This window comes from Streptomyces sp. NPDC107765, assembly GCF_055657085.1.
Window position 1 is genome coordinate 671,711 of record NZ_JBVKBL010000002.1, and the last position, 19,973, is coordinate 691,683.

Here is a 19,973-nt window from a genome sequence, read left to right on the forward strand (position 1 = left end):
TCGCTTCCCCACGGATATCCCGGATATCCGAGAGATCCGGGATACGCACGATAGGAAGGATCTGAGCGATACACGCTTTGCAGGCCGATGCCGGATGCTGTGCGGTTTGCTCGCTATCCGGAGCACTTGCGTGCGAAGCGCGGGTTCACGAGACGTGCTCCGAAATCGTGCACGAAGTCGGTTTCCGAAGACCCTTTCCGAAGACGCCTTCCGGGATCACGAGCCTCGGCCACAGGATTCGGTCACGAGTTTCGGTCACGGGTTCCGGTAACGGGATTCGGTCACGCTTGTCCGGTCACGAAGTCGGTTCACGAGACGTGTGCTGCTGGTGGGGAATGGCGCGGCGGTGCCCGTGCACTGGTAACGGCGCCGCCGTGCAGGGCTCCCCTGGTGCACCGCGGCCTGCCGTCGGGCGGCCTCTCCGCCCGTCGCACAGGTGGCTACCCAGCCACCGGGCCCGGTCCACATACGCGCCCCCACGGGTGCACCCATGCGCCCCACGTGCGAGAACGATGCGCCGGGCAGGTCATCCATTTGGCCGTAACCCTTGGTGACAGGGGGAGTTGTCATCTGCGTGGAAGAGACCATCGGAGTCACAGGAGCCCCGCAGATCCCCAAGCAGCGCGGCGAGCAGCTGCTCGAAACTGCGGTGCGTTACGCGGAAGAACGCCACTGGGACGTGTTCCCCGGCGCATGGCTGGAGCACGACGGTCAGACACCGCGCTGCTCGTGCGACGCCGACGACTGCGCCGCGCCCGGTGCGCACCCCATGGCGCCCGGCTGGGCCGGCCTGGCGACCGGCAGCGCGACCGCCGTCCGCCGTATGTGGAGCAAGCAGCCCCGGGCGTCGATCCTCCTGCCGACGGGGCGCACCTTCGAAGTACTCGACGTGCCCGAGACCGCGGGCTGTCTGGCGCTGGCCCGTATGGAGCGCATGGGGCTGACGCTCGGGCCGGTCACCCGCACCCCGGACCGCCGGATGCTCTTCCTCGTCCTCCCCGGTGCCGCGGCGAAGGTCCCCGATCTCGTACGGGGCCTGGGCTGGGCCCCGGCCGTGCTCGACCTGATCTGCCGGGGCGAGGGTGAGTACATCGCCGCCCCGCCGACCCGGGTGGGGGCGCACGGGCTCGTGCAGTGGGCGCGCCGCCCCACCGCCACCAACCGCTGGCTGCCGGACGCGGAGGAGCTGATCAGCCCCCTGGCGTACGCCTGCGCCCGGGACGCGGTGGCGGCCCGGGGGCGGTGAACTGCGGGGGTGGTGAACTACGGGGACGGTGAGCCGTGGGGGCGGCGAACCACGGGGAATCTGAACCGCGGGGACTGAGAACCGTGAGGGCGGGTCGCCGTTCCCCCGATCGGCCCCGCACGGCCGGTTGTTGCCCCGCACGCCCTCCGCCCGCCGGCTTGTCAGTGGCCGCTCGTATCGTGGGACGCGGACGGGGGTCAAGGCGGCTCCTGCGGGGACGTCGGAGGGCAGCACCGGTGGGCAACGAGCCGGAACACAACGAGGTGCGGGCCGGTGCGGCGCCGCCCGAGCAGACATCGGCCACTTCTCCGGGCGGGCCGTCCGCGGCCCCGGGCGCCGGAGACGGGGCGCCCGCCGTCCGCATCCAGGGCCTGTGGAAGAAGTTCGGCGAGCAGATCGCCGTCCACGGCATCGACCTGACGCTCCCCGCGGGCCGCTTCATCGGACTGGTCGGCCCCAATGGCGCGGGCAAGACCACCACCCTCTCCATGGTGACCGGTCTGCTGCGTCCGGACTCGGGCGTGGTGGAGATCGGCGGGCACGACGTCTGGGGTGACCCGGTCGCCGTCAAGTCCCGGATCGGCGTGCTGCCCGAAGGGCTGCGGCTCTTCGAGCGCCTCTCCGGGCGTGAACTCCTCGCCTACATGGGCCGGTTGCGGGGGCTGCCGGGCGACGAGGTCGACAAGCGGGCCGGCCAGCTGCTGGACGTCCTCGATCTCGCCGGCTCCCAGCACAAGCTGGTCGTGGACTACTCCACCGGTATGCGCAAGAAGATCGGTCTCGCCGCGGCGCTGCTGCACAATCCCGAGATCCTCTTCCTCGACGAGCCCTTCGAGGGCGTCGACCCGGTCTCCGCGCAGACCATCCGCGGCGTACTCGAGCGCTACACCGCCTCCGGCGCGACCGTGATCTTCTCCAGCCATGTGATGGAGCTGGTCGAGTCGCTGTGCGACTGGGTCGCGGTGATGGCCGGCGGACGGATCCGCGCGGACGGCCCGCTCGCCGAGGTCCGCGGCGCCGCACCCACGCTGCAGGACGCCTTCCTCGAACTCGTCGGCGCCAACGACCGCGGCGCCGGGCAGAGCCTGGACTGGCTGGGCGGTGGCGGCGCCCGATGAGCACCGATTCCGCCGCGGGGGCCGCGCGCCCGGCCGCCGCACCGAACCTCACCGCCGTCTTCGTACGGCTGAAGCTGACCCTGCTGCGCAACGGGCTTCGCCAGTCGGCCGGGCGCACCGTCGCGTACGTCAGCTCGATCGTCGTCGGCCTGCTGTTCGCGGCCGGCGCCGTGCTGGGCCTGATCGCGCTGCGCGGCAACGTCCATGTCGGCGCGCTGGCCGTGCTGTTGACCGGGATCCTCACGCTCGGCTGGGCGGTGATGCCGCTGTTCTTCCCGACGGGCGACGAGACGCTGGACCCGACCCGCCTGGTGATGCTGCCCCTGCGGCCGCGCCCGCTGATCGGCTCCCTACTGGTGACGTCCCTGATCGGCATCGGCCCGGTCGTCACCCTGGCGCTGGTGACCGGCGCGGTGGTGGCACTGGCGGACGGGCCGGCCGCCGCCCTCGTCGGCGTCCTCGCGGTCGTCCTGGTGGTGCTGGTGTGCGTGGCGCTGGCCCGCGCGATCGCCACGGCGTCGGTACGGCTGCTGACCAGCCGCCGCGGCCGTGATCTCGCCGTCCTGAGCGGCCTGTTCATCGCGCTCGGCGCCCAGGCCGTCAACATCGCCGCCCAGAAACTCGGCCGCCCGGACGGCCTGGCCGTCCTGGAACCGCTCGGGGACGTCCTGCGCTGGCTCCCGCCGGCCTCCGCGATCGGCGCGGTCGAGGCCACCGGCCAGGGCGCCTACGGCCGCGCAGTGGCCGGCATAGCCCTCGCGGCGGCAGCCCTGGCCCTCCTCCTCTTCTGGTGGCAGCGCTCGCTGACCGCCCTGATGACGTCCCCCGACTCCTCCACCCTCCAAGCGGTGGAGAAGGACAGCGCACGCCGGTCCGGGGACGGTGAGGGCCGGCTCGCACGCCTGCTGCCCGGCGGCCGCACGGGTCCGGTCATGCTCCGTTCGCTGCGCTATGCCTGGCGCGACCCCAAGTCGAAGATGTCCTGGGCGACCGCCCTCGGTGCCGGCCTGCTGGCCCCGGTCGTCTCCTCGATCCAGGGCAACGGCAGCATCTACACCGCGTTCTCGGCCCCGGCGCTGCTCGGCATACAGATGTACAACCAGTTCGGCCAGGACACCTCGGCCTTCTGGATGGTCGCTTCCACGCTCGCCACCCCGCGCGACGCCTACCAGGAGCTGCGCGCCCGGGCGTTCACCCTCGCGCTGGTGGCCGTCCCGTACGTCACCCTCGTCTCGGTCGGCGCCGCCGCGTTCATCGGCCCGTGGTCCGACTTCCTGCAGGTGTACGGCCTTTCCCTGGCCCTGCTGGGCACGTTGATCGGAACCGGCGCACTGACTTCGGCGATCTTCCCGTACTCGATCCCCTCCGAGAGCAACAAGAACGTGGCCCCGGGCCAGGGTTCGATCGCCTGGTTCAGCCTCTTCGGCGGCTTCCTGGTAGGCGCCGTCCTGTGCGCGCCTCTCCTGGGCCTCACCATCTGGCTCCACCTCGCCGACCTCCACCACCTGTTGTGGATCCTGCTGCCCCTGGGTGTCCTCTACGGCACCGGCGCAGCAGAACTGGGCCTCCGCCTGGCGGCCCCACGCACCCTCAAGCGCCTGCCGGAAATCCTCGCGGCGGTGAGCAAGGGGTGAGGGGGACTGAGGAGGAGTGAGGGAGAGCTGAGGGAGGGGTAGGCCGGGACGGGCTGGGGTGGGTGGACCGGGGCGGTCTCCGGGCGGGTTTGCCGCTTGGTCGTTCCGGTTGGCTGCCTGGACGTTCCGGTTGGGCGCCTGACCACTTGGGCTGGGCGTCTGGCCGTTTCGGCTGGCTTTCTGAGTACTTCGGTCGGGCGTCTGGCCGTTTTGGTTGGGTGTCTGGGCTACTTCGGTCGGGCGTCTGGGCCGCTTCGGGCGGGCGCCTGACCACTTCATCCCGGGCTTTTGGGGTGCCTTCGCTCGGGCGGGCTGACCGGTCGGGTCCAGTCTGGCTGGTGCTGCATGGGGTGGGGCTGCCTGGGGCCGCTGCCTTGGCTTCGCCGGTGTCTTGGCTGCCAGCGCGTGACTGGGGGCTTGAACTGGGCTGCCTTGGCTGTCGGTGCCTGGCCAGGGCTGGTTGAACTGGCGCTGCTTGAACTCGCTGCCTGGCTGACGCTGCCTGCGTGCAGCCTGTTGCCTGTACGCGGCTCGTTGCCTGGTTGCGGCTCGTTGCCTCGCGCGTATCCCCCCACCCCCGAACCCACCCCCCGCCCCCTCCCCCGAAGGGGGAGAGGGGGAGGGGGCGGGGGAACCCCCGGCGACGCCTCGGGCAAGATCAGCCTGCCGGTGTCGCCGCGGGCGAAGCCAATCCCCCAACGCCGCCGCGGGCGAGCCAGCCCAGTCGGCGCCCCCGCTGCCTCGGGCAGCCCGTCGTGTTGCCACTGCCTCAAGCAACCCGCCGTCGCCGTGTAGTCGCTGAGCGCAAGCCGCTGGCCGACCGAAGGAGGGCGGCCGTGGCTCACCCCTCCCCCGGCTGAGCTGCCTCGGCGTACGCAAAGTCGCGTGATAGGACGGCGCAGTGAGCCCAGCGCCTGGGACTCGTTGGCGGCCTCGTTGGCAGCTGTGCTGGCGCCCTCACCGGTGGGGCGGGGCACGGCATGCAGAAGGCGGCGGGACACGACGGCTGGGGCTGGTCGTGAAGTTATCCACAGGGTGCAGCGGGCGACGGGCGGGGGCGGTAGCTTCGTGGCATCGACAGGAACGAGGGGTGGTGGGGGCGGTGCTGCGCGCCGGAGTTGTGCTGGTCATGGGCTGGTTGGCGGTGCTGTTCTGCACCGGTGCGGTGCAGGCCGCGTCGGGCGGTGCCGACACCCCGACGCAGACTGCGTATCTCGCCGGGCAGTTGCGCAAGAACCCGGTCTTCATCAGCGACCAGATCCCGCGCGCGGTGCCCCGTTCGACCGCGCCGGACTTCGCCAAGGAAGCCCGGCGGCTGGGCGTTCCGACGTACGTCATGGTCCTGCCGAACGCCCACTACGGCCCCGAGGCGACCGGCCTGCTCGCCGGAGTCCATGACCGGCTGGGCCGCAAGGGACTGTATGTGACGCTGAGCCCCACAGGTCTGGACGCGGTGCAGACGTACGGGGTGAGCCTCCCCGGCGCCGAGGACGCGAGCCGGGCGACGCTGTACGAGCTGCCGTACGACGCCACCCCGCGCGAGGTGTTCCGGCATTTCGTCGACGTGCTGACCTCCGGCCATGCGCATCAGCGCGCCGAGGCGGCATACGCCAAATACGGCGGCTCCGTGGACGAGTTGCCTCTCCTGCACACCGACCAGACCGCCCGCGAGGACCAAAGCTTCGCGACCGGCGTTGCCGTCACCGGCGTCCCACTGACGGCCCTGCTGCTCACCCTGTACGCCTTGCGGCGTCGGCGGGTACGGCGCGCTGAGGCGGCAGGCGATCCCCTGAGCCCCGGCAGGGGATCTGTCGCCCCCAAGAGGGCGGCATCCGCGAAGCGAAGCCCGTCCGGGAGCAGGCCGAAGGGCACGCGGGAAGGCAAGTCGGGACGCACGACGGCAAGCAGGTCGGGAGGCAAGACGGGGAGCGGGAAGGGCGGCGCTGGAGGGAGCGCGTCGGGGCAAGGCGCGAAGGCCAGGGGCGTCGGGGAATCGGGCAGGCGGCGTGTGGAAATGCTGCCGCTGGTGGCGGCGGCCGTAGTCCTGGGCGGCCTGGTCGCGTTCACCGCATCCCAGGTTTTTGACGACACCACCAGTGGGGACGGTGCGCGTCCCACCGTCGCCGATATGCGGGCGAGGATCGATCGGGTGGCCTCGGGGCTGCGCCGTGACCCGTTGTACGTCGATCCGGAGAGCCCACCCGCGATGGACGCCGCCGAGCGCGCCCATCTGCGCGCGAAGCTGCGGGCGCTGCGCATCCCGGTGATGATCGCCGCCGTCTCCAGCAATCCGGACGACGAGTCCGACGGCGAGAAGGAGCTGCTGATCAAGGCGGTGCACGACCGGTTGCACCGCCATGTCCTGATCGTGCTGGCCGAACCCTCGGACGGCGCGATCGAGGTCGCCAACTACGGCACCCGCGTGGACCCGACGTATCTCATGAACCGGCCGCACGACCTGGAGTACCCCAAGTCCGCCGACCCGGCGCTCGGCCGTCGTCTCGATCAGTTGCTGACGTACCTCGGTAAGGCCCCGACCAGCAAGTCGGATGCCCCCCGGTCGGATCCCCTGGCCTACGACCCGCCGCCTGCGGTCGATCCGGTCAAGGAACAAGCGCTGCCCGACCTGTTCACCGGGGACTTCCATCCCGGCCTGATACTCGGCGTCTTCGCTGCGCTCCTGGTCACGGGCCTGGTGACGGCCGGTTGCGGGACGATACGCGTGATCGTGACGGCCCGACGTCGGCGCTACGGCGCGGGGGGCGGCTCAGGGGCCGCCCATGGCCCGCATGCTCCGGAGCGGCCTTCGTTGGGGTGGCTGCGGCGGGCCGCCCGTCATGACCTCGACGCCCTCACCGCAGCGCTGGAACCGAGGACCGTGCCGGAACCGAGGCCCGTGCTGGAACCGGTGGGGGGAGCGTCGGAACCGATGGCTGCGCTGCCGGCGGAGGCCCAGCGCCGGGCATGGGAGTGCCTGGACGCGGCCGCGTTGCTGATCGACGGGGACAGCGACGGCCGGATCGACGCGGATGCCACCCCGGCCGTCCTCGCCTGTGCCATCGTGCTGGCCCGCGCGGGCCGCAGGGCGATCGACGAGCCGGCCGCGGCCCGCCACGTCTGCCACCGCAATCCGCTGCACGGCACCGCCCGTAAGCGCACAGAGATACGCCCGGGCGGCGGCACCCCCGGCGGCACCAGCCGCAGCACGGCCGACGCGGCCGGCACTCGCGGCACCGGCGGTCCTTCCGGCACTCGCCACGCTGCCGGCAGGGCCCGTGCTGGAAGCACGATGTGGACGCTGCCGGTGTGCGAGGGGTGCCGGGTGACGCCTGGGGCCGTGCTGCGGCTGCGTTCCCAGGAGAGCAACGGGCGCGGAGCGTACGTCCCGTATGCCACCCTGCCCGGGCCGCTGGCCACGCTCGCCGACGGCACCGAAATAGATCAACTCACCCGCGATGTACGGGAGTACTTCGGTGTGCACTGACCCTCGTGATCCTGCCGGCGCGCCCCGACGACAGGACCGGACCGCCCAACGACGCGACGGGACCGCCGACCGACACGGCCAGATCGCCCAACGCCGCGACCGGATCGCTCAGCGACGCGAACGGATATCTGAACAACGTGGCCGGATAACTGAACCAAGTGGCCGACCCGCTCATCAGCCGGGCCAGGCTGTTCAGCCGAGCCAGGCCACCCAGCCGGGCCAGGCTGCTCAGCGGCGGGATCCGAGCGGCCGACCCGACGCCAGCCGGGACGCACGGTCAGACATCACAGCTCCCCGCCCGGTCATCCCGGCCGCACTGCCAAGCCCCCCGGAGACCCGCCGGATGTGGCCCGCGCTCTCGCTCGCTCTCACGCTCGGGATAGCAGCCGCCACCCTGCTGTACGGTGCGGCCGCGCCCGCCATGGCTACACCCGCTGCTGGGGCCGCGTCCGCCGTGGCCACGTCCCCTGGGGCCACATCCACTGTGGCCGCGTCCGTTGCCGCCACCGGGCGGGTGAGGCTGGCCGGCCACGGCCCGGTCAGCCCTGGGAAGAAGATCGCGGAGGCGCTGCAGGGTTCGCCCGTGTATGTGGATCCCTCGCTGGCGACGGCCGTTGATGCGGCGCAGAAGCGGGAGCTGGTCGCGCAGATCAAGGAGACCAAGCTGCCGATCCGCGTCGTGCTGGTGCCGCTGGTCGAGGGTGACAGTTGGGGCGGCAAGCCCGAGCAGCTCGCCGAGGTGGTGCACGACCGGATGGGCGGCGGCCCGTCCATCCTCATCACGCTCGGGGACCTGCCCGGCGATATCGCCGCCCGGGAATGGCCCGAAGGCGCCCATCAGGCGATGCATGCCGCCGCGGCGGTCTTCTTCCAGGACGACATGAAGGGCGCGGGGCTGGCCAGGCGCGTCTCCCGGGCGATCGGCATCATCAAGGCGGGCAACGGCGACAAGGTGTATGAGGAGGCCACAGCCAGCCTCAACACACCGAAGCCCACGCCGTCGGGTGAGGCCGACGGGACGGGCAAGGACGCTGCCTCCCGTGCGGGGAGCGGCGGGTCTCCTCTCGTACGGCTACTGGGCCTGGTCGTCGGGCCGGTGTTGCTGCTGGCCGCGGCGGGAATGTTGTTGCGCCGGCGTTCGCGGCTGCGTGATCTCACGACGCCGTTCGCGCTGCCGCGCTCGGTCTTCGCCGCCGCCCGGCAGGCCGACGAGGCCGGGCTGCGTGACCGGGCCGGCGAGGAGGTCGTGCGCCTGGGTGAGGAGGCACGCGCCGCGCAGGGCGATCCGGCGGCCGTCGAGCGGGCCCTCGATGCGTACGCCGCGGCCGGTACGGTCCTGGACCGCGCGCGCGGAGCCGTCGACCTGGCCGGGGTGTTCGCATTGGTCGCTGAGGGTCGGGCGGCGCTGTCCAAGGCTCCGGCGCCCCTCCCGCTGTGCTTCTTCCACCCGCTGCACGGTCCTGCCGTGCGTCGCATACCCTGGCGGCCGCTGGGCCGTCGTGAGCAACTGCGGGTGGCCGCCTGTGAGACCTGCCTGCGCGCGGTACGGACCCGGCGCGCCCCCGAAGTGCTCACCGACCGGCGGGACGGCCGTCCGGTCCCGTACTTCGAGATACCCGCCGAGGACAGCCTCTGGGCGGCCACCGGGTACGGCTCGCTGCTGAGCGGTGACGGTGACTCGCTCGCCGGACGGGTCCAACGCGGAGACTTCACCCGCACGTTGGGCTGACCGCCACCGGGGAGGAGGACGCGGGACGCGACGAGCCGCGTCCGGGCGTCCGTCCCCGTGCGGGCCAGGGAAAACTGCGTCGCTTTATCAAAAACAGGTGCGCGTCGATGTCGATACTAGTTGTCCAGTAAACGGAGAGAAAGTGCGGCTAACGCCGCGAATGCATTGCACCCACACTTTGACCGCAACTCGACTGCGCCTAGACCGCACCGCGACTTTGGGGAAATTGGCGCAACACCGCTGCAGTTGATCGCGCGGACCGCTGCCAGAATCGTTTCGACAGAGCTGTTTGCACGGCCTTGCGACCCAGCCTTACGCTCCGCCGAAACAGCCGTTCGCACACACTGGAATGGTGTGGGTGCGCGGGGGAGAACGTCTGCTGGGAGAGCGTTTTGCTGCACACGAAGACCGCTTGGCTGCGCATAGCCGCGCCCCGTCGCCGTACTGGCGCTGGCCCTGACCGCCTGCGGCGACAAGAAGGACACGTCCGCCGCGCAGGACGGCAAGAAGAGCAATACCGGCGCTGACGCTCCCAAGACGGAAAAGACGTCGGACCCGACCGGCGGCGGTGAGCGGAAGCCGGGCCAGACCGGCACCGGGCGGTTCAAGGAGGAGAGCGGGGATATCACCTACGAGGTCGTCGCGCGGAAGGTCCACGTGGGCACCGAGGCGGAGGCCAGGAAGCTGGTATCGGATCCGAAGGACGCCAAGGGGCTGGTGGCCGCGACCGCTTGGGTGAAGTTCACGAACAAGGGCGGCGGTGTCGTCAAGGAGATACCCAAGGTGGGTAATGAGACCGAGCTCTACGGTGACGGCCGGCCCGGCGTCCTGCTGATAGGTGCCGCCGAGGACGGTCCCGGTTGCGAGGACACCATCGACATCGAGAACTGGAAGGCCGGGCAGAGCCACACAATCTGCCAGACCTACATGCTCCCGAAGGGCACCAAGTCCGTGGAGGTCCACTGGGCGGGCGAGGGTCAGAGCGCGTCCCCGTTCATCTGGAAGTTCAGCAGCGCGGGTTGACGGGCGGCTTGGCCGGCCATGGGGCGGGTGTTGGCGGGTGGTTGATGGGGAGGGTCGGCGAGTCCTTGACTCCCGCCGTCACGAGTGTCGAGGAGCGTTGACGAGCCTGGCTCGCCCGAGGGGCCACTGACGAGCCCTGACGCGCCCCAGGGACACTGGCGAGCCTCGACGCGCCCGAAGGCGCTGACCCGACCCCGACAGTGCCGAGGAGCCCTGACGCGCCCGAAGACACTGGCCGGCCCCGACGAGTGCCGAGGAGTGCTGACGCGGCCCGGCGAGTGCCGCGGAGCGGAGCCCCGGCGAGGGTGGTGCGAGCGCTGCCGTCAGGGCCGGCGAACGGCTGGCGCTGCCGGTCGGCGGCCAACCTGGCCTCCGGCAGCATCTCGCCAGGCGGCCAGCCTCCTTCCGAGCCTCCCCCCTTCCCAGCCTCACCCTCCCCGCACGCGCCTGCGTATGCGCCACGGCCCTGTTGTCAGAGGCCGTGGCGCACCCCCGCCGCCCGCCTCGTGCCGCCTACCACCTGCCGCCAGCCGCCAGCCGCCAGCCGCCAGCCGCCAGCCGAATGATCGTGGTGCACGCGTCGGCTCCTTATGCCGGGGGCACCAGCACCGGTCCGTTGGTCGGTCGGTGTTTCTCGGGGCCTGGCCGGCCTCTTGCAGTCGATCCCCCGCTCAAGCCGGCAACGTCGCGGTCTGGAGGAAGGGTTCGATGGCGGCACACCATGCGTCGGGCTTTTCCCAGGGGAGGAGGTGTCCGGCGTCGGGGATTTCGGCGTAGGCGCCGCGCGGGAGGACGCGGACCATCTCCTGAGCCTCGGCGCGGCCCAGTTCGGCGTCCAGGCCGCGTACGACGAGGGCCGGGCAGGTCACCTGGGCGAGCTCTTCCCAGTGGGCGTCATGGACCCAGGTCTCGCGGGCGGTGAGCATCTGGCGACGGGAGAACACCGGGCGCCAGCCGTCGGCGCGCTCGGCCATCACCTCGGCGAAGAACTCGCCGCGGGCCGGGCGCGGTCGCTCCAGCGTCGGATCGTCCTCGCCGAACCACTTGCGGACGTCCGCGAGCGTGGCGAACGGCACCGGCCAGGAGCGGAACCACTCGGTCCACTCATGCTGCGAGGCCGCGCCCAGCGCGGAGGCCCGCATATCGCAGATCACCAGCGCACTGACCAGATCCGGGCGCCGCGCCGCTAATTGCCACGCCGTCAGCGCACCCATGGCATGACCGACGAGGGCGACCGGGGCCAGGTCGAGTTGCTCGATGGCCGCGATGGCGTCCTGGACGTACGCCTCGCGGTCGTACGGCCCATCAGCGGGCTTCTCGCTGCGGCCGTGGCCCCGCTGATCCAGGGCGACCGGGCGGTGCCGGGCGCTCAGCCGGCGGGCGGTGTCCGCCCAGTGCGAGGCGCGGCCCATCAGGCCATGGAGCAGCAGCACGCCGGGCCGCTGCTCGTCCCCTTCCAGCCCGCCGTCGATCTTGGGCGGGTCGGTGAATTCCCAGGCGGCGAGTCGTACGCCATCGGCCCCTGTCACATCGATGCGCCGCACCATGTGCTCTGGCACCCCCAATCGTCCCTTGAGCAGCTCCACACTATCGAACCCCTATTCGAACGCACCGTTCCAGCGCACAACACCCCTCGTTCGAGTGACCTCCCTCAAGGATTGGCCGCGCTCGTCACGGGGAGACATCTGCCGGGAGGCGGGCCCTACCGGGAAGGGGGCCCGTGGGGGAAGACCCTGAGAGCTCGGGGCTCCGGGTCTTGGGTGGGGGACATGGGGAGGCAGGGCCCCGGCTGCTCGCAGCGCCGGGGCCCTGACCGTCCCGCACTCAGTGGATGCATCCGATCCCCCTCCCCGGCCAGGACAGGCCCACGCAGGGCCATGCGCCAGGGTGACATGCAACCGGCCGAACCGCACGGATTCGCACAAGTCCGTTCAACGGGCAATCACTTGACGAGCCCATCGAACGGGGCATCAGTGCAGCTCAGCGGGCTCGTGGCGGATGACGCCGGTGGGGGCGGGAAGGAAAAATCGGGGAGTCCGGGGAGGATGTCAAGAAGGGCGCGGAGGGGGAACTACGGGGAGGGGCGAGCGTGCGCCCGGCCTGCGGAGAGCGCCGTGTCCTATGAGCTTCGGGACATGAGGGCATGAGGACGTGAAGCGAGGATGCGGTGCTCCGCGGCGGGGAGTCGCGGGGAGGGACTGATCGGGCGCGCCGCCGGGGGGGCGCCTGCCGGTCCTCGGCCCCCGCCAGGCCTGAGCGTCCGCCCCCGCCGTAGCTGACCGCGCCTCCGCCGGCCCCGCAGAAGCCCCGCCGCACCAAGACGGCCCACGGAAACGGCCCGCCGAGCCAACTCACCGAAGCCACCGAAGGCCGCCAACGCAGCTTGCCGAGACGGCCACACCAAAGGCCCGTCGAAACCGCCCACCGGCTCAGCCACCCAACGCCTGCCAAGCCGGCCCGTCGAGACAGCCACCGAAAGCCCCGCACGCCCGGCACACCGCCGAACCGGCCCGCTCAGACAGCCCACCCAATGGAACCGCCAAAACGACCCGCCGAAACGGTCCGTCGAGGCGTCCCATCGAGACAGCCCGTTAAGACGGCCCGTCGAAAGGATCCGCTGACCGCCGCCCAGAAAGCGCGACGAAAGAGCCCGCCAAAGCAACTCGCCGACACAGCCACCGAAACGGCTACCGCAACGATCGGTCGAAACGGCTGTCGCAACCGTCGGTCGGAAGTCCGCCGAAACGGTGTCAGCGCTTGGCGACGAAGACGTGGGAGGCGATGTCGGAGGTGAGCTCGGCGGCCTCGCCGCTGCTGCCGACCAGGACGCCCGCCGGCGACTCCGTCACGCTCACCACGGCGCCCGGCTGCACTCCCGCGCGGCGGAGCGTGTACATCAGCTGGGCGTCCGCCTGGATCGGCTCGCCGATCCGGCGCACCACGGCCGTCTTGCCGTCCGCCCCGGCGTCCAGGTCCATCAGGCTCACCATGCCCGCGTCCAGGAACGGGTCGGCCTCGGCCTTCTCCCCCAGCTCCTCCAGGCCCGGGATGGGGTTGCCGTACGGCGACTCCGTCGGATGCCGCAGCAGCTCCACGACGCGGCGCTCGACCGCCTCGCTCATCACGTGCTCCCAGCGGCACGCCTCGGCGTGCACCTGCTCCCATTCGAGACCGATGACGTCGACGAGCAGACACTCGGCGAGGCGGTGCTTGCGCATCACCCGGGTCGCCAGCCGCCGGCCCTCCTCCGTCAGCTCCAGATGACGGTCGCCGGCGACCGTCAGCAGCCCGTCGCGCTCCATGCGGGCGACCGTCTGGCTCACCGTCGGGCCGCTCTGTTCGAGCCGCTCCGCGATGCGGGCGCGCATGGGCACCACACCTTCCTCCTCCAGTTCGAGGATGGTGCGGAGATACATCTCCGTGGTGTCGATAAGTCCGGACATGCGTGCCCCTCGATGTGTGGTGCGGTGGCCCTGGACTCAATTCTGACGCATCCCACTGACATCGGTGCCTCCTCGTCCGCCCACCGGACCCTCACGGTGGTATGGCTCGGCCGTATTGACAGGGCACTGGTCCAGACCGCAACGTGATCCGCGCCACTGATCACGAGTGGGCGGGATGGGCGTAATGGTGAGGGAGGCATGGGGTCGGCCGGACGGTGCCAGGGCGGCCGCCCACAGACCACGAGTCACGGGCCAGGGGCCATGAGTCACAGGCCACGGGCACGGGGCCACGGGTCCACGGGTCCACGGGTCCACGGGCCGCACCCAACGGCACGCACGGCACGGCGCGGCGCAGCACCCCCATTGCCGAACCGCACCACCCCGCAAGGCACAGCACCACCCCGCAAGGCACCGCGCTGCACCGCACCGCACGCACCGAGAGCACGAGAACGCATACGAGACCCCCAAGAGAGGGAGGGCCCGCGGCAATGGCTGACAGCGACCGTAGTGACCGGCTGGCCGGGACGTACTTCGACGCCGCGATCGAGCTGCTGCGGCAGGTCCGCGACGAGGAGGGCGAGCGGATCACCGCGGCCGGGCGGCTGATCGCGGACACCGTAGTGGCGGGCGGCCGGGTCTTCTCCTTCGGGGCCGGGCACTCCTCGCTGCCCGCACAGGACACGGTCTACCGCGCCGGCGGCCTGGCGATCATGAACCTGCTCTCGGTCCCGGGGGTCGTCGGTGTGGACGTACGACCGGCGACGCTCGGCAGTGCCCTGGAGCGCGTCGACGGGCTGGCGGCGGCCGTGTTGGACACCAGCCCGCTGAAGGCCGGTGACGTGCTGGTGATCATCTCGCTCTCGGGGCGCAACGCGCTCCCCGTGGAGATGGCGATGAACGCCCGGGCCCTCGGCATCAAGGTCATCGGCGTGACGTCGGTGGCGTACGCGGCGGCCACCAAGTCGCGGCACGCGTCGGGCGGCTTCCTCAAGGATCACTGCGACCTCGTCCTGGACAGCCGGATCCCGGTGGGCGACGCGGAGCTGACCCTGCCGGGCATCGACGCACCGTTCGCTCCGGCCTCGACGGTCGTCACCAGCGCGATCATGCAGGCCGTGGTGGCCACCGCGGCGGGCACGCTCGCCGACCGGGGCATCGATCCGCCGTTGTTGCGCTCCGGCAATGTCGACGGCGGGCACGACTGGAACGCCCGGGTGATGGGCGACTACGCGGACCGGATCTTCTACCGGACCTGAAACGGGTGCCGGACGCCGAGGCCGGCGAGCCGGTCAAGCAGGACCCAAAGGCTTCCGCAAGCCGGTCAGCAGGACCCGCGGCCAGCGAATGCGAACCAGTGAGCCGGACCCCGGGCTCGAAGCGATCAGCAGGTCAGCAGGTCAGCAAGTCAGCAGGACGACGCGCCCGCGAGGTCCAGTGCCGCGGCGATCCGGGCCGCGACCTCCTCCGCGTAGTCGGCGTCGGCGCGGTCGAAGGGGCGGCGCGCGGGCGACCGCAGGAACGTCAGCACCCCGAGCGTCCGGCCGCGGCTGCGCAGCACCACGCACAGGCCGTGCACGGTGCCGTCCGGCCAGTGGCGGGCCGCCGCCCAGCTCTCGGGCGCGGCCGCACCGGCGCTCGTACGGACCGAACCGCGCCGCTCGTACGCCTGGAGCGCCGGGTGGCCCGGGACGTAGGGCACGGGGATGCCGGTCGCGGTGAGCGCCACGCAGGGCCCCGGGGAACCGGCCGGGGAGGCCAGCGTCCGCACCAGGCCGCACTGCGCCCCGGCCCGCCGCTCCCCTACGGACTCCCCGCCCCCGATGCCCGCTCCCCCGGGCTCCATGCCCCCCTCGCCCGCTCCACCAGGCTCCCGCCCCCCGTCGCCCTCTCCGCCGACCCCGTGTCCCCCGTCACGGCTGTCCTCTCCCCCGGCCCCGCGCCCCCCGTCACTGCTCTCGCACGTGCCGTCGGTCTCGCGCCCGCCCTTGGTCTCGCACGCGCCGTCCGTCTCGCACCTGCCCCGGGGCTCCCACGCGTCGTCGATCTCGTACGTGTCGTCCGCGGTGACCGTCCCGTACGGGGCCGGGGCGGGCTTTGTGGCGAGGTCCACCAGGCCGTGGTCGGCGAAGCCCGCCAGGGCGAAGTCGAGGTGGACCGCGGCCGCCTCGGACGGGTCCGGGCACTCCGCGGCCGCCCGGCCGGCGCGGTGCAGCTGGTGGGCCCGGAAGCGCAGCAGGGAGGCGTCCTGCTCGGCGCGTTTGGCGTCGGTGACGTCCTGGAAGAGCCAGGCGACGCCGAGCGGCACCGGCTCCTCCGCCAGCGGGGAGGCCAGCCGGACGAAACCGCTGCGCCAGCAGCGGCGCGGATGCTCGGCGTCCTCGGAGCGCAGGGTGACCCAGAATTCGGCGACGGCCGGCGGGGCGCCCTCGCCCAGGACGTGCTGCAGGGCGCACTCCAGCTCCTCGGCGCCCTGGTCGAGCAGTTCGCCCAGCGGCCGCCCGAGCAGGGCGGTCCGGCCCACGCCCAGGGTGCGGGCGGCGTGGGCGTTGACGACCGCGGGCCGCAGATCGGCGTCGACCAGCACCACGCCCCACGACGCGTCCTCGAAGAGCGCCTCGCTCAGCGCGATGGAACGCTCCAGGTCGATCTGGACGTGCACCTCGCTGAAGGCGCAGTACGCGCCCGCGACCCGGCCGTCCGGGCCGCGCACCGCCGAGCACTGGGTGCGCACCAGCACCCGGTGGCCGTCCTTGGTCAGCAGGGCGAATTCGTGCACCTGGCGGCCCGGGGAGCGCATCGCGGCCGTGAGGGCGGTCTCGATGCCCCGCGCGTCCTCCTTGCGGGCCGCCCAGCCGGCCAGGCCCGTACGGCCGACGGCCTCGGCGGTGGTCCAGCCGAGGATGCGCTCGGCCTCGTGGTTCCAGTGGGTGACCGTGCGGTCGGCGGTGAAGGCGACCAGGGCGGCGTCCATACCGTCCAGGAGGGCGGCGAGGAGTCCGGAGTCGTCGGACTCCTCGGTGGCGCGGCGCGGCGGGACCGACGCACCGGACGAAAGACCGGAAGAAGCCGACGAAGCAGTCACTGGCACCCCTCACGAACCCGGCTGCACGTGCCTCACCTGCGCACATTCAACTGGAACGTGACCTGCAACACGCCCGTTTCCCGGAAATCGTTGCTCCCGGAAAAAAACCGTTGTGTCGGGCGGGCCGGCTTCCTAATGTGTGGAGCACACGAGAAGGGAGGTGGTTCGGCAGATGATTTCGCACCGGACGCGTGAGGTGGCTGCGGGCTAGCGGCCCGACGCTTCACCGAAGTGCAGCGCCGGACCAGCGCATACTGCAGATGCGCAGCCGGCCAATCCCAAGCAGTCACCCGACCCGCGGGCTGCCGGTTCGTCCGACCGGCCCTCTGCGCCACCAAGCGCGGAGGAAGCAGCCCGCGGGTCGTCTGCGTTCCGCCCGGGACCGGGCCGGAACGTCGCCGGGCCCGCGTCGGAAGGCGCACGCCAGGAGACGTCAGGCAGGACGTCAGGCAGCCGGGAGGCCTCCGGGCTCCGGGAGGCATCAGGGCCCCAGGAGATGTCGGGATGCGGGAAGCAGCAGGGCGCCGGGAGACGTCAGGGCGCCAGGAGCATCAGGGCGCCAGGCGCTCCACGCGCCAGATGATCTCGGCGGTCCCGGTTCCCGTCCCGGCGTCGGCCGCCTTCTCGCGTACGTAGCGCAGCCGGTCGTGCAGCCGGTTGTGCCGGCCCTGCCAGAACTCGACCGTTTCGGCCGCGACCCGGTAGCCGCCCCAGTGCGGCGGCGCGGGCACCTGCTCGCCCTCGGGGTAGCGGGCCGCCAATTCCTGGTATGCCTGCTCCAGTTCGGTGCGCGAGGCGACCGGGGCGGACTGGTCGCTGGCCCAGGCGCCCAGCTGGGAACCGTGCGGACGGGTGCGGAAGTAGGCGGCGGTCTCGTCGCGGCCGATGCGCTCGGCGGTACCGGTCACCACGACCTGGCGGGCGAGGGGATGCCAGGGGAACAGCAGCGACACATAGGGGTTTTCGGCCAGTTCGCGGCCTTTGCGGCTGCGGTAGTTCGTGAAGAAGACGAAGCCCCGCTCGTCGAAGCCCTTGAGCAGCACGGTCCGCGAGCTCGGCCGGCCGGCGGCGTCCGCGGTCGAGACGACCATCGCGTTGGGCTCGTGCAGACGGGCCACGGTCGCGTCCGTGAACCAGCGCGCGAATTGGTCGTACGGGCTGGCGGCGAGGTCGGACTCGGCGAGTCCCTCGGCGCGGTAGTGCGCCCGCATGGAGGAGGGATCGGGGATCTCGTGATGCGCGTCGGCTGGGTGCACGGCCTCATCTTGCAACATCGGCCGCGACGCGGTCAGCTGGGAGGGGCGGAAGTCTGCCCCCCGTCGACCAGCCGTAACCCTCCCGCCGGCAAATCGACCAGTGTGCCGGATCTCACGCTTCCCCGCAGGTGGGGGACCCGCCAAAATCATGGCCCGGCCCACTGTGGCCCCCGGACAGGGGGAGCTATCGTGTTCCGTCCGGACTGACGGGACGCAATCACACCTGACGGGACGCACCGCACCTCCGTACCGCACGACACCGCGTCCGCCGGCCCGCGGCCCGACCCACCGCGGGCAGCACCCCGCGTGGCCCATGCCCTGGCGGGGCATCACCCGGGTGACCGGAACGGACCGCGAGCTGCCCGGCGCAGCCGCGTAACCGCTTCGGCACCGCAGCAGACACGACCGCACGGCAGCCGGTCACGGACCGTATGCCGTCCCCATTTTGAGGAGCCGCCTGATGTCCGACTTCGTACCCGGACTCGAGGGAGTTGTCGCGTTCGAGACGGAGATCGCCGAACCGGATAAGGAAGGCGGCGCGCTCCGTTACCGCGGGGTCGACATCGAGGACCTCGTGGGACACGTGTCGTTCGGCAACGTCTGGGGGCTGCTGGTCGACGGCGCCTTCAACCCCGGGCTGCCGCCCGCCGAGCCGTTCCCGATCCCGGTGCACTCCGGTGACATCCGGGTCGACGTGCAGTCCGCGCTGGCGATGCTCGCGCCCGTATGGGGCCTGAAACCGCTGCTGGACATCGACGAGGCGACCGCCCGCGACAACCTCGCCCGGGCCGCGGTCATGGCACTGTCGTACGTCGCCCAGTCGGCGCGCGGGCAGGGCCTGCCGATGGTGCCGCAGAAGGAGATCGACAAGGCCGAGACGGTCGTGGAGCGCTTCATGAAGCGCTGGCGCGGCGAGCCTGACCCCAAGCACGTCAAGGCCGTCGACGCGTACTGGACCTCGGCCGCCGAGCACGGCATGAACGCCTCCACGTTCACCGCCCGGGTCATCGCCTCCACCGGCGCGGACGTCGCGGCGGCACTGTCCGGGGCGGTCGGCGCGATGTCCGGCCCGCTGCACGGCGGCGCCCCGTCCCGCGTCCTCGGCATGATCGAGGAGATCGAACGGACCGGGGACGCCGCGGCCTACGTCCGGCAGGCGCTGGACAAGGGCGAGCGGCTGATGGGCTTCGGCCACCGCGTCTACCGCGCGGAGGACCCGCGGGCGCGGGTGCTGCGCCGCACCGCGAAGGAACTGGCCGCCCCGCGCTTCGAGGTCGCCGAGGCCCTGGAGAAGGCCGCGCTGGAGGAGCTGCACAACCGGCGCCCGGACCGGGTGCTCGCCACGAACGTCGAGTTCTGGGCGGCGATCGTCCTGGACTTCGCGGAGGTCCCGGCGCACATGTTCACGTCGATGTTCACCTGCGCCCGTACGGCGGGGTGGAGCGCGCACATCCTGGAGCAGAAGCGGACGGGCCGACTGGTCCGGCCGTCGGCCCGGTATGTCGGGCCCGGGGCCCGGAGCCCCCGGGAGATCGCCGGCTACGAGGGCCTTTCGGCTCGCTGACGTTGCGCTTGGCGGCGCCTCCCACGCACCTGGCCGTCCCGCCGTCGGGGTCGCTCGCCGTTGCGCTTTGCGGCGCCGCGTACGTACTTGGCCGTCCCGCCGCGGGTCTTGGTCGCCGTTGCGCCTGCGGCGGGCTGGGTTTGTGGTGGGTGCGGTGACGGACCTCCGGGGCCGGTTGTGTGGACTGCTGACGCTTTACGTCCACACAACCGGCCCCTCCGGCCCGTCCCCTCCCGTTGTGGGAGGGGGAATGCGGTGCGTGGGGGTGGACGTTGAGGCATGCAAGGGAGCCTGAGTACCCCTACGGGATGGTCGAACAGAACCCGTAAGGGTTGCGAGCGCCCCTCGCAGGGCCTCAACGCAACGGGCTGGGGCGGTATTCCGCACCCCCCAC

General features: G+C 71.8%; 12 protein-coding genes. 8 read left to right on the top strand and 4 right to left on the bottom strand.

Annotation, left to right across the window (positions count from 1 at the left end; translation table 11 throughout):
- Window positions 1-574: 574 nt before the first annotated feature.
- The 6 genes from ACZ7MX_RS07465 to ACZ7MX_RS07490 all read left to right on the top strand — a co-directional run bounded on the left by ACZ7MX_RS07465 (window position 575) and on the right by ACZ7MX_RS07490 (window position 10,234).
- Window positions 575-1,246, top strand: coding sequence for a bifunctional DNA primase/polymerase (locus ACZ7MX_RS07465; RefSeq protein ID WP_472130178.1), 672 nt, complete (start codon window positions 575-577; stop codon window positions 1,244-1,246).
- A 236-nt stretch (window positions 1,247-1,482) separates the two neighbouring features.
- The gene (locus ACZ7MX_RS07470; RefSeq protein ID WP_472130179.1) at window positions 1,483-2,364 is read left to right on the top strand and encodes an ABC transporter ATP-binding protein; all 882 of its coding nucleotides are present in this window, start codon (window positions 1,483-1,485) and stop codon (window positions 2,362-2,364) included.
- Window positions 2,361-3,998: a transporter gene (locus ACZ7MX_RS07475; RefSeq protein WP_472130181.1), complete on the top strand. Its 1,638-nt coding sequence runs from the start codon at window positions 2,361-2,363 to the stop codon at window positions 3,996-3,998. Before ACZ7MX_RS07470 ends, ACZ7MX_RS07475 begins: the two co-directional genes overlap by 4 nt.
- 1,090 nt (window positions 3,999-5,088) lie before the next feature.
- Complete coding sequence (locus tag ACZ7MX_RS07480; RefSeq protein WP_472130183.1) at window positions 5,089-7,482, top strand: hypothetical protein; 2,394 nt, start codon at window positions 5,089-5,091, stop codon at window positions 7,480-7,482.
- Window positions 7,483-7,903: 421 nt separating this feature from the next.
- The gene (locus tag ACZ7MX_RS07485; RefSeq protein WP_472130185.1) at window positions 7,904-9,211 is read left to right on the top strand and encodes a hypothetical protein; all 1,308 of its coding nucleotides are present in this window, start codon (window positions 7,904-7,906) and stop codon (window positions 9,209-9,211) included.
- Window positions 9,212-9,868: 657 nt separating this feature from the next.
- Complete coding sequence (locus ACZ7MX_RS07490) at window positions 9,869-10,234, top strand: hypothetical protein (RefSeq protein WP_472130187.1); 366 nt, start codon at window positions 9,869-9,871, stop codon at window positions 10,232-10,234.
- A 671-nt stretch (window positions 10,235-10,905) separates the two neighbouring features.
- Here the strand turns inward: ACZ7MX_RS07490 and ACZ7MX_RS07495 are convergent.
- Window positions 10,906-11,781 (bottom strand): alpha/beta fold hydrolase, encoded by an 876-nt coding sequence (locus ACZ7MX_RS07495; RefSeq protein ID WP_472130612.1) that lies wholly within the window; start codon window positions 11,779-11,781, stop codon window positions 10,906-10,908.
- Between the two features lie 1,203 nt (window positions 11,782-12,984).
- Window positions 12,985-13,677, bottom strand: coding sequence for a metal-dependent transcriptional regulator (locus ACZ7MX_RS07500; protein ID WP_030415691.1), 693 nt, complete (start codon window positions 13,675-13,677; stop codon window positions 12,985-12,987).
- A 488-nt stretch (window positions 13,678-14,165) separates the two neighbouring features.
- On the opposite strand from ACZ7MX_RS07500, the gene ACZ7MX_RS07505 reads away from it, so the two are divergent.
- Window positions 14,166-14,933, top strand: coding sequence for an SIS domain-containing protein (locus ACZ7MX_RS07505; RefSeq protein ID WP_472130189.1), 768 nt, complete (start codon window positions 14,166-14,168; stop codon window positions 14,931-14,933).
- A gap of 149 nt (window positions 14,934-15,082) precedes the next feature.
- Here the strand turns inward: ACZ7MX_RS07505 and ACZ7MX_RS07510 are convergent, their stop codons facing one another.
- Both ACZ7MX_RS07510 and pdxH read right to left on the bottom strand, forming a co-directional pair.
- A complete protein-coding gene (locus ACZ7MX_RS07510; RefSeq protein ID WP_472130191.1) occupies window positions 15,083-16,759 on the bottom strand; it encodes a PAS domain-containing protein in 1,677 nt (558 codons plus the stop codon).
- Window positions 16,760-17,310: 551 nt separating this feature from the next.
- Window positions 17,311-18,033, bottom strand: a complete 723-nt coding sequence (pdxH, locus tag ACZ7MX_RS07515) for a pyridoxamine 5'-phosphate oxidase (RefSeq protein WP_472130193.1) — start codon at window positions 18,031-18,033, stop codon at window positions 17,311-17,313.
- A gap of 442 nt (window positions 18,034-18,475) precedes the next feature.
- Here pdxH and ACZ7MX_RS07520 point away from each other — a divergent pair, with 442 nt between their 5' ends.
- The gene (locus ACZ7MX_RS07520; protein ID WP_472130195.1) at window positions 18,476-19,579 is read left to right on the top strand and encodes a citrate synthase 2; all 1,104 of its coding nucleotides are present in this window, start codon (window positions 18,476-18,478) and stop codon (window positions 19,577-19,579) included.
- Window positions 19,580-19,973: the final 394 nt, after the last annotated feature.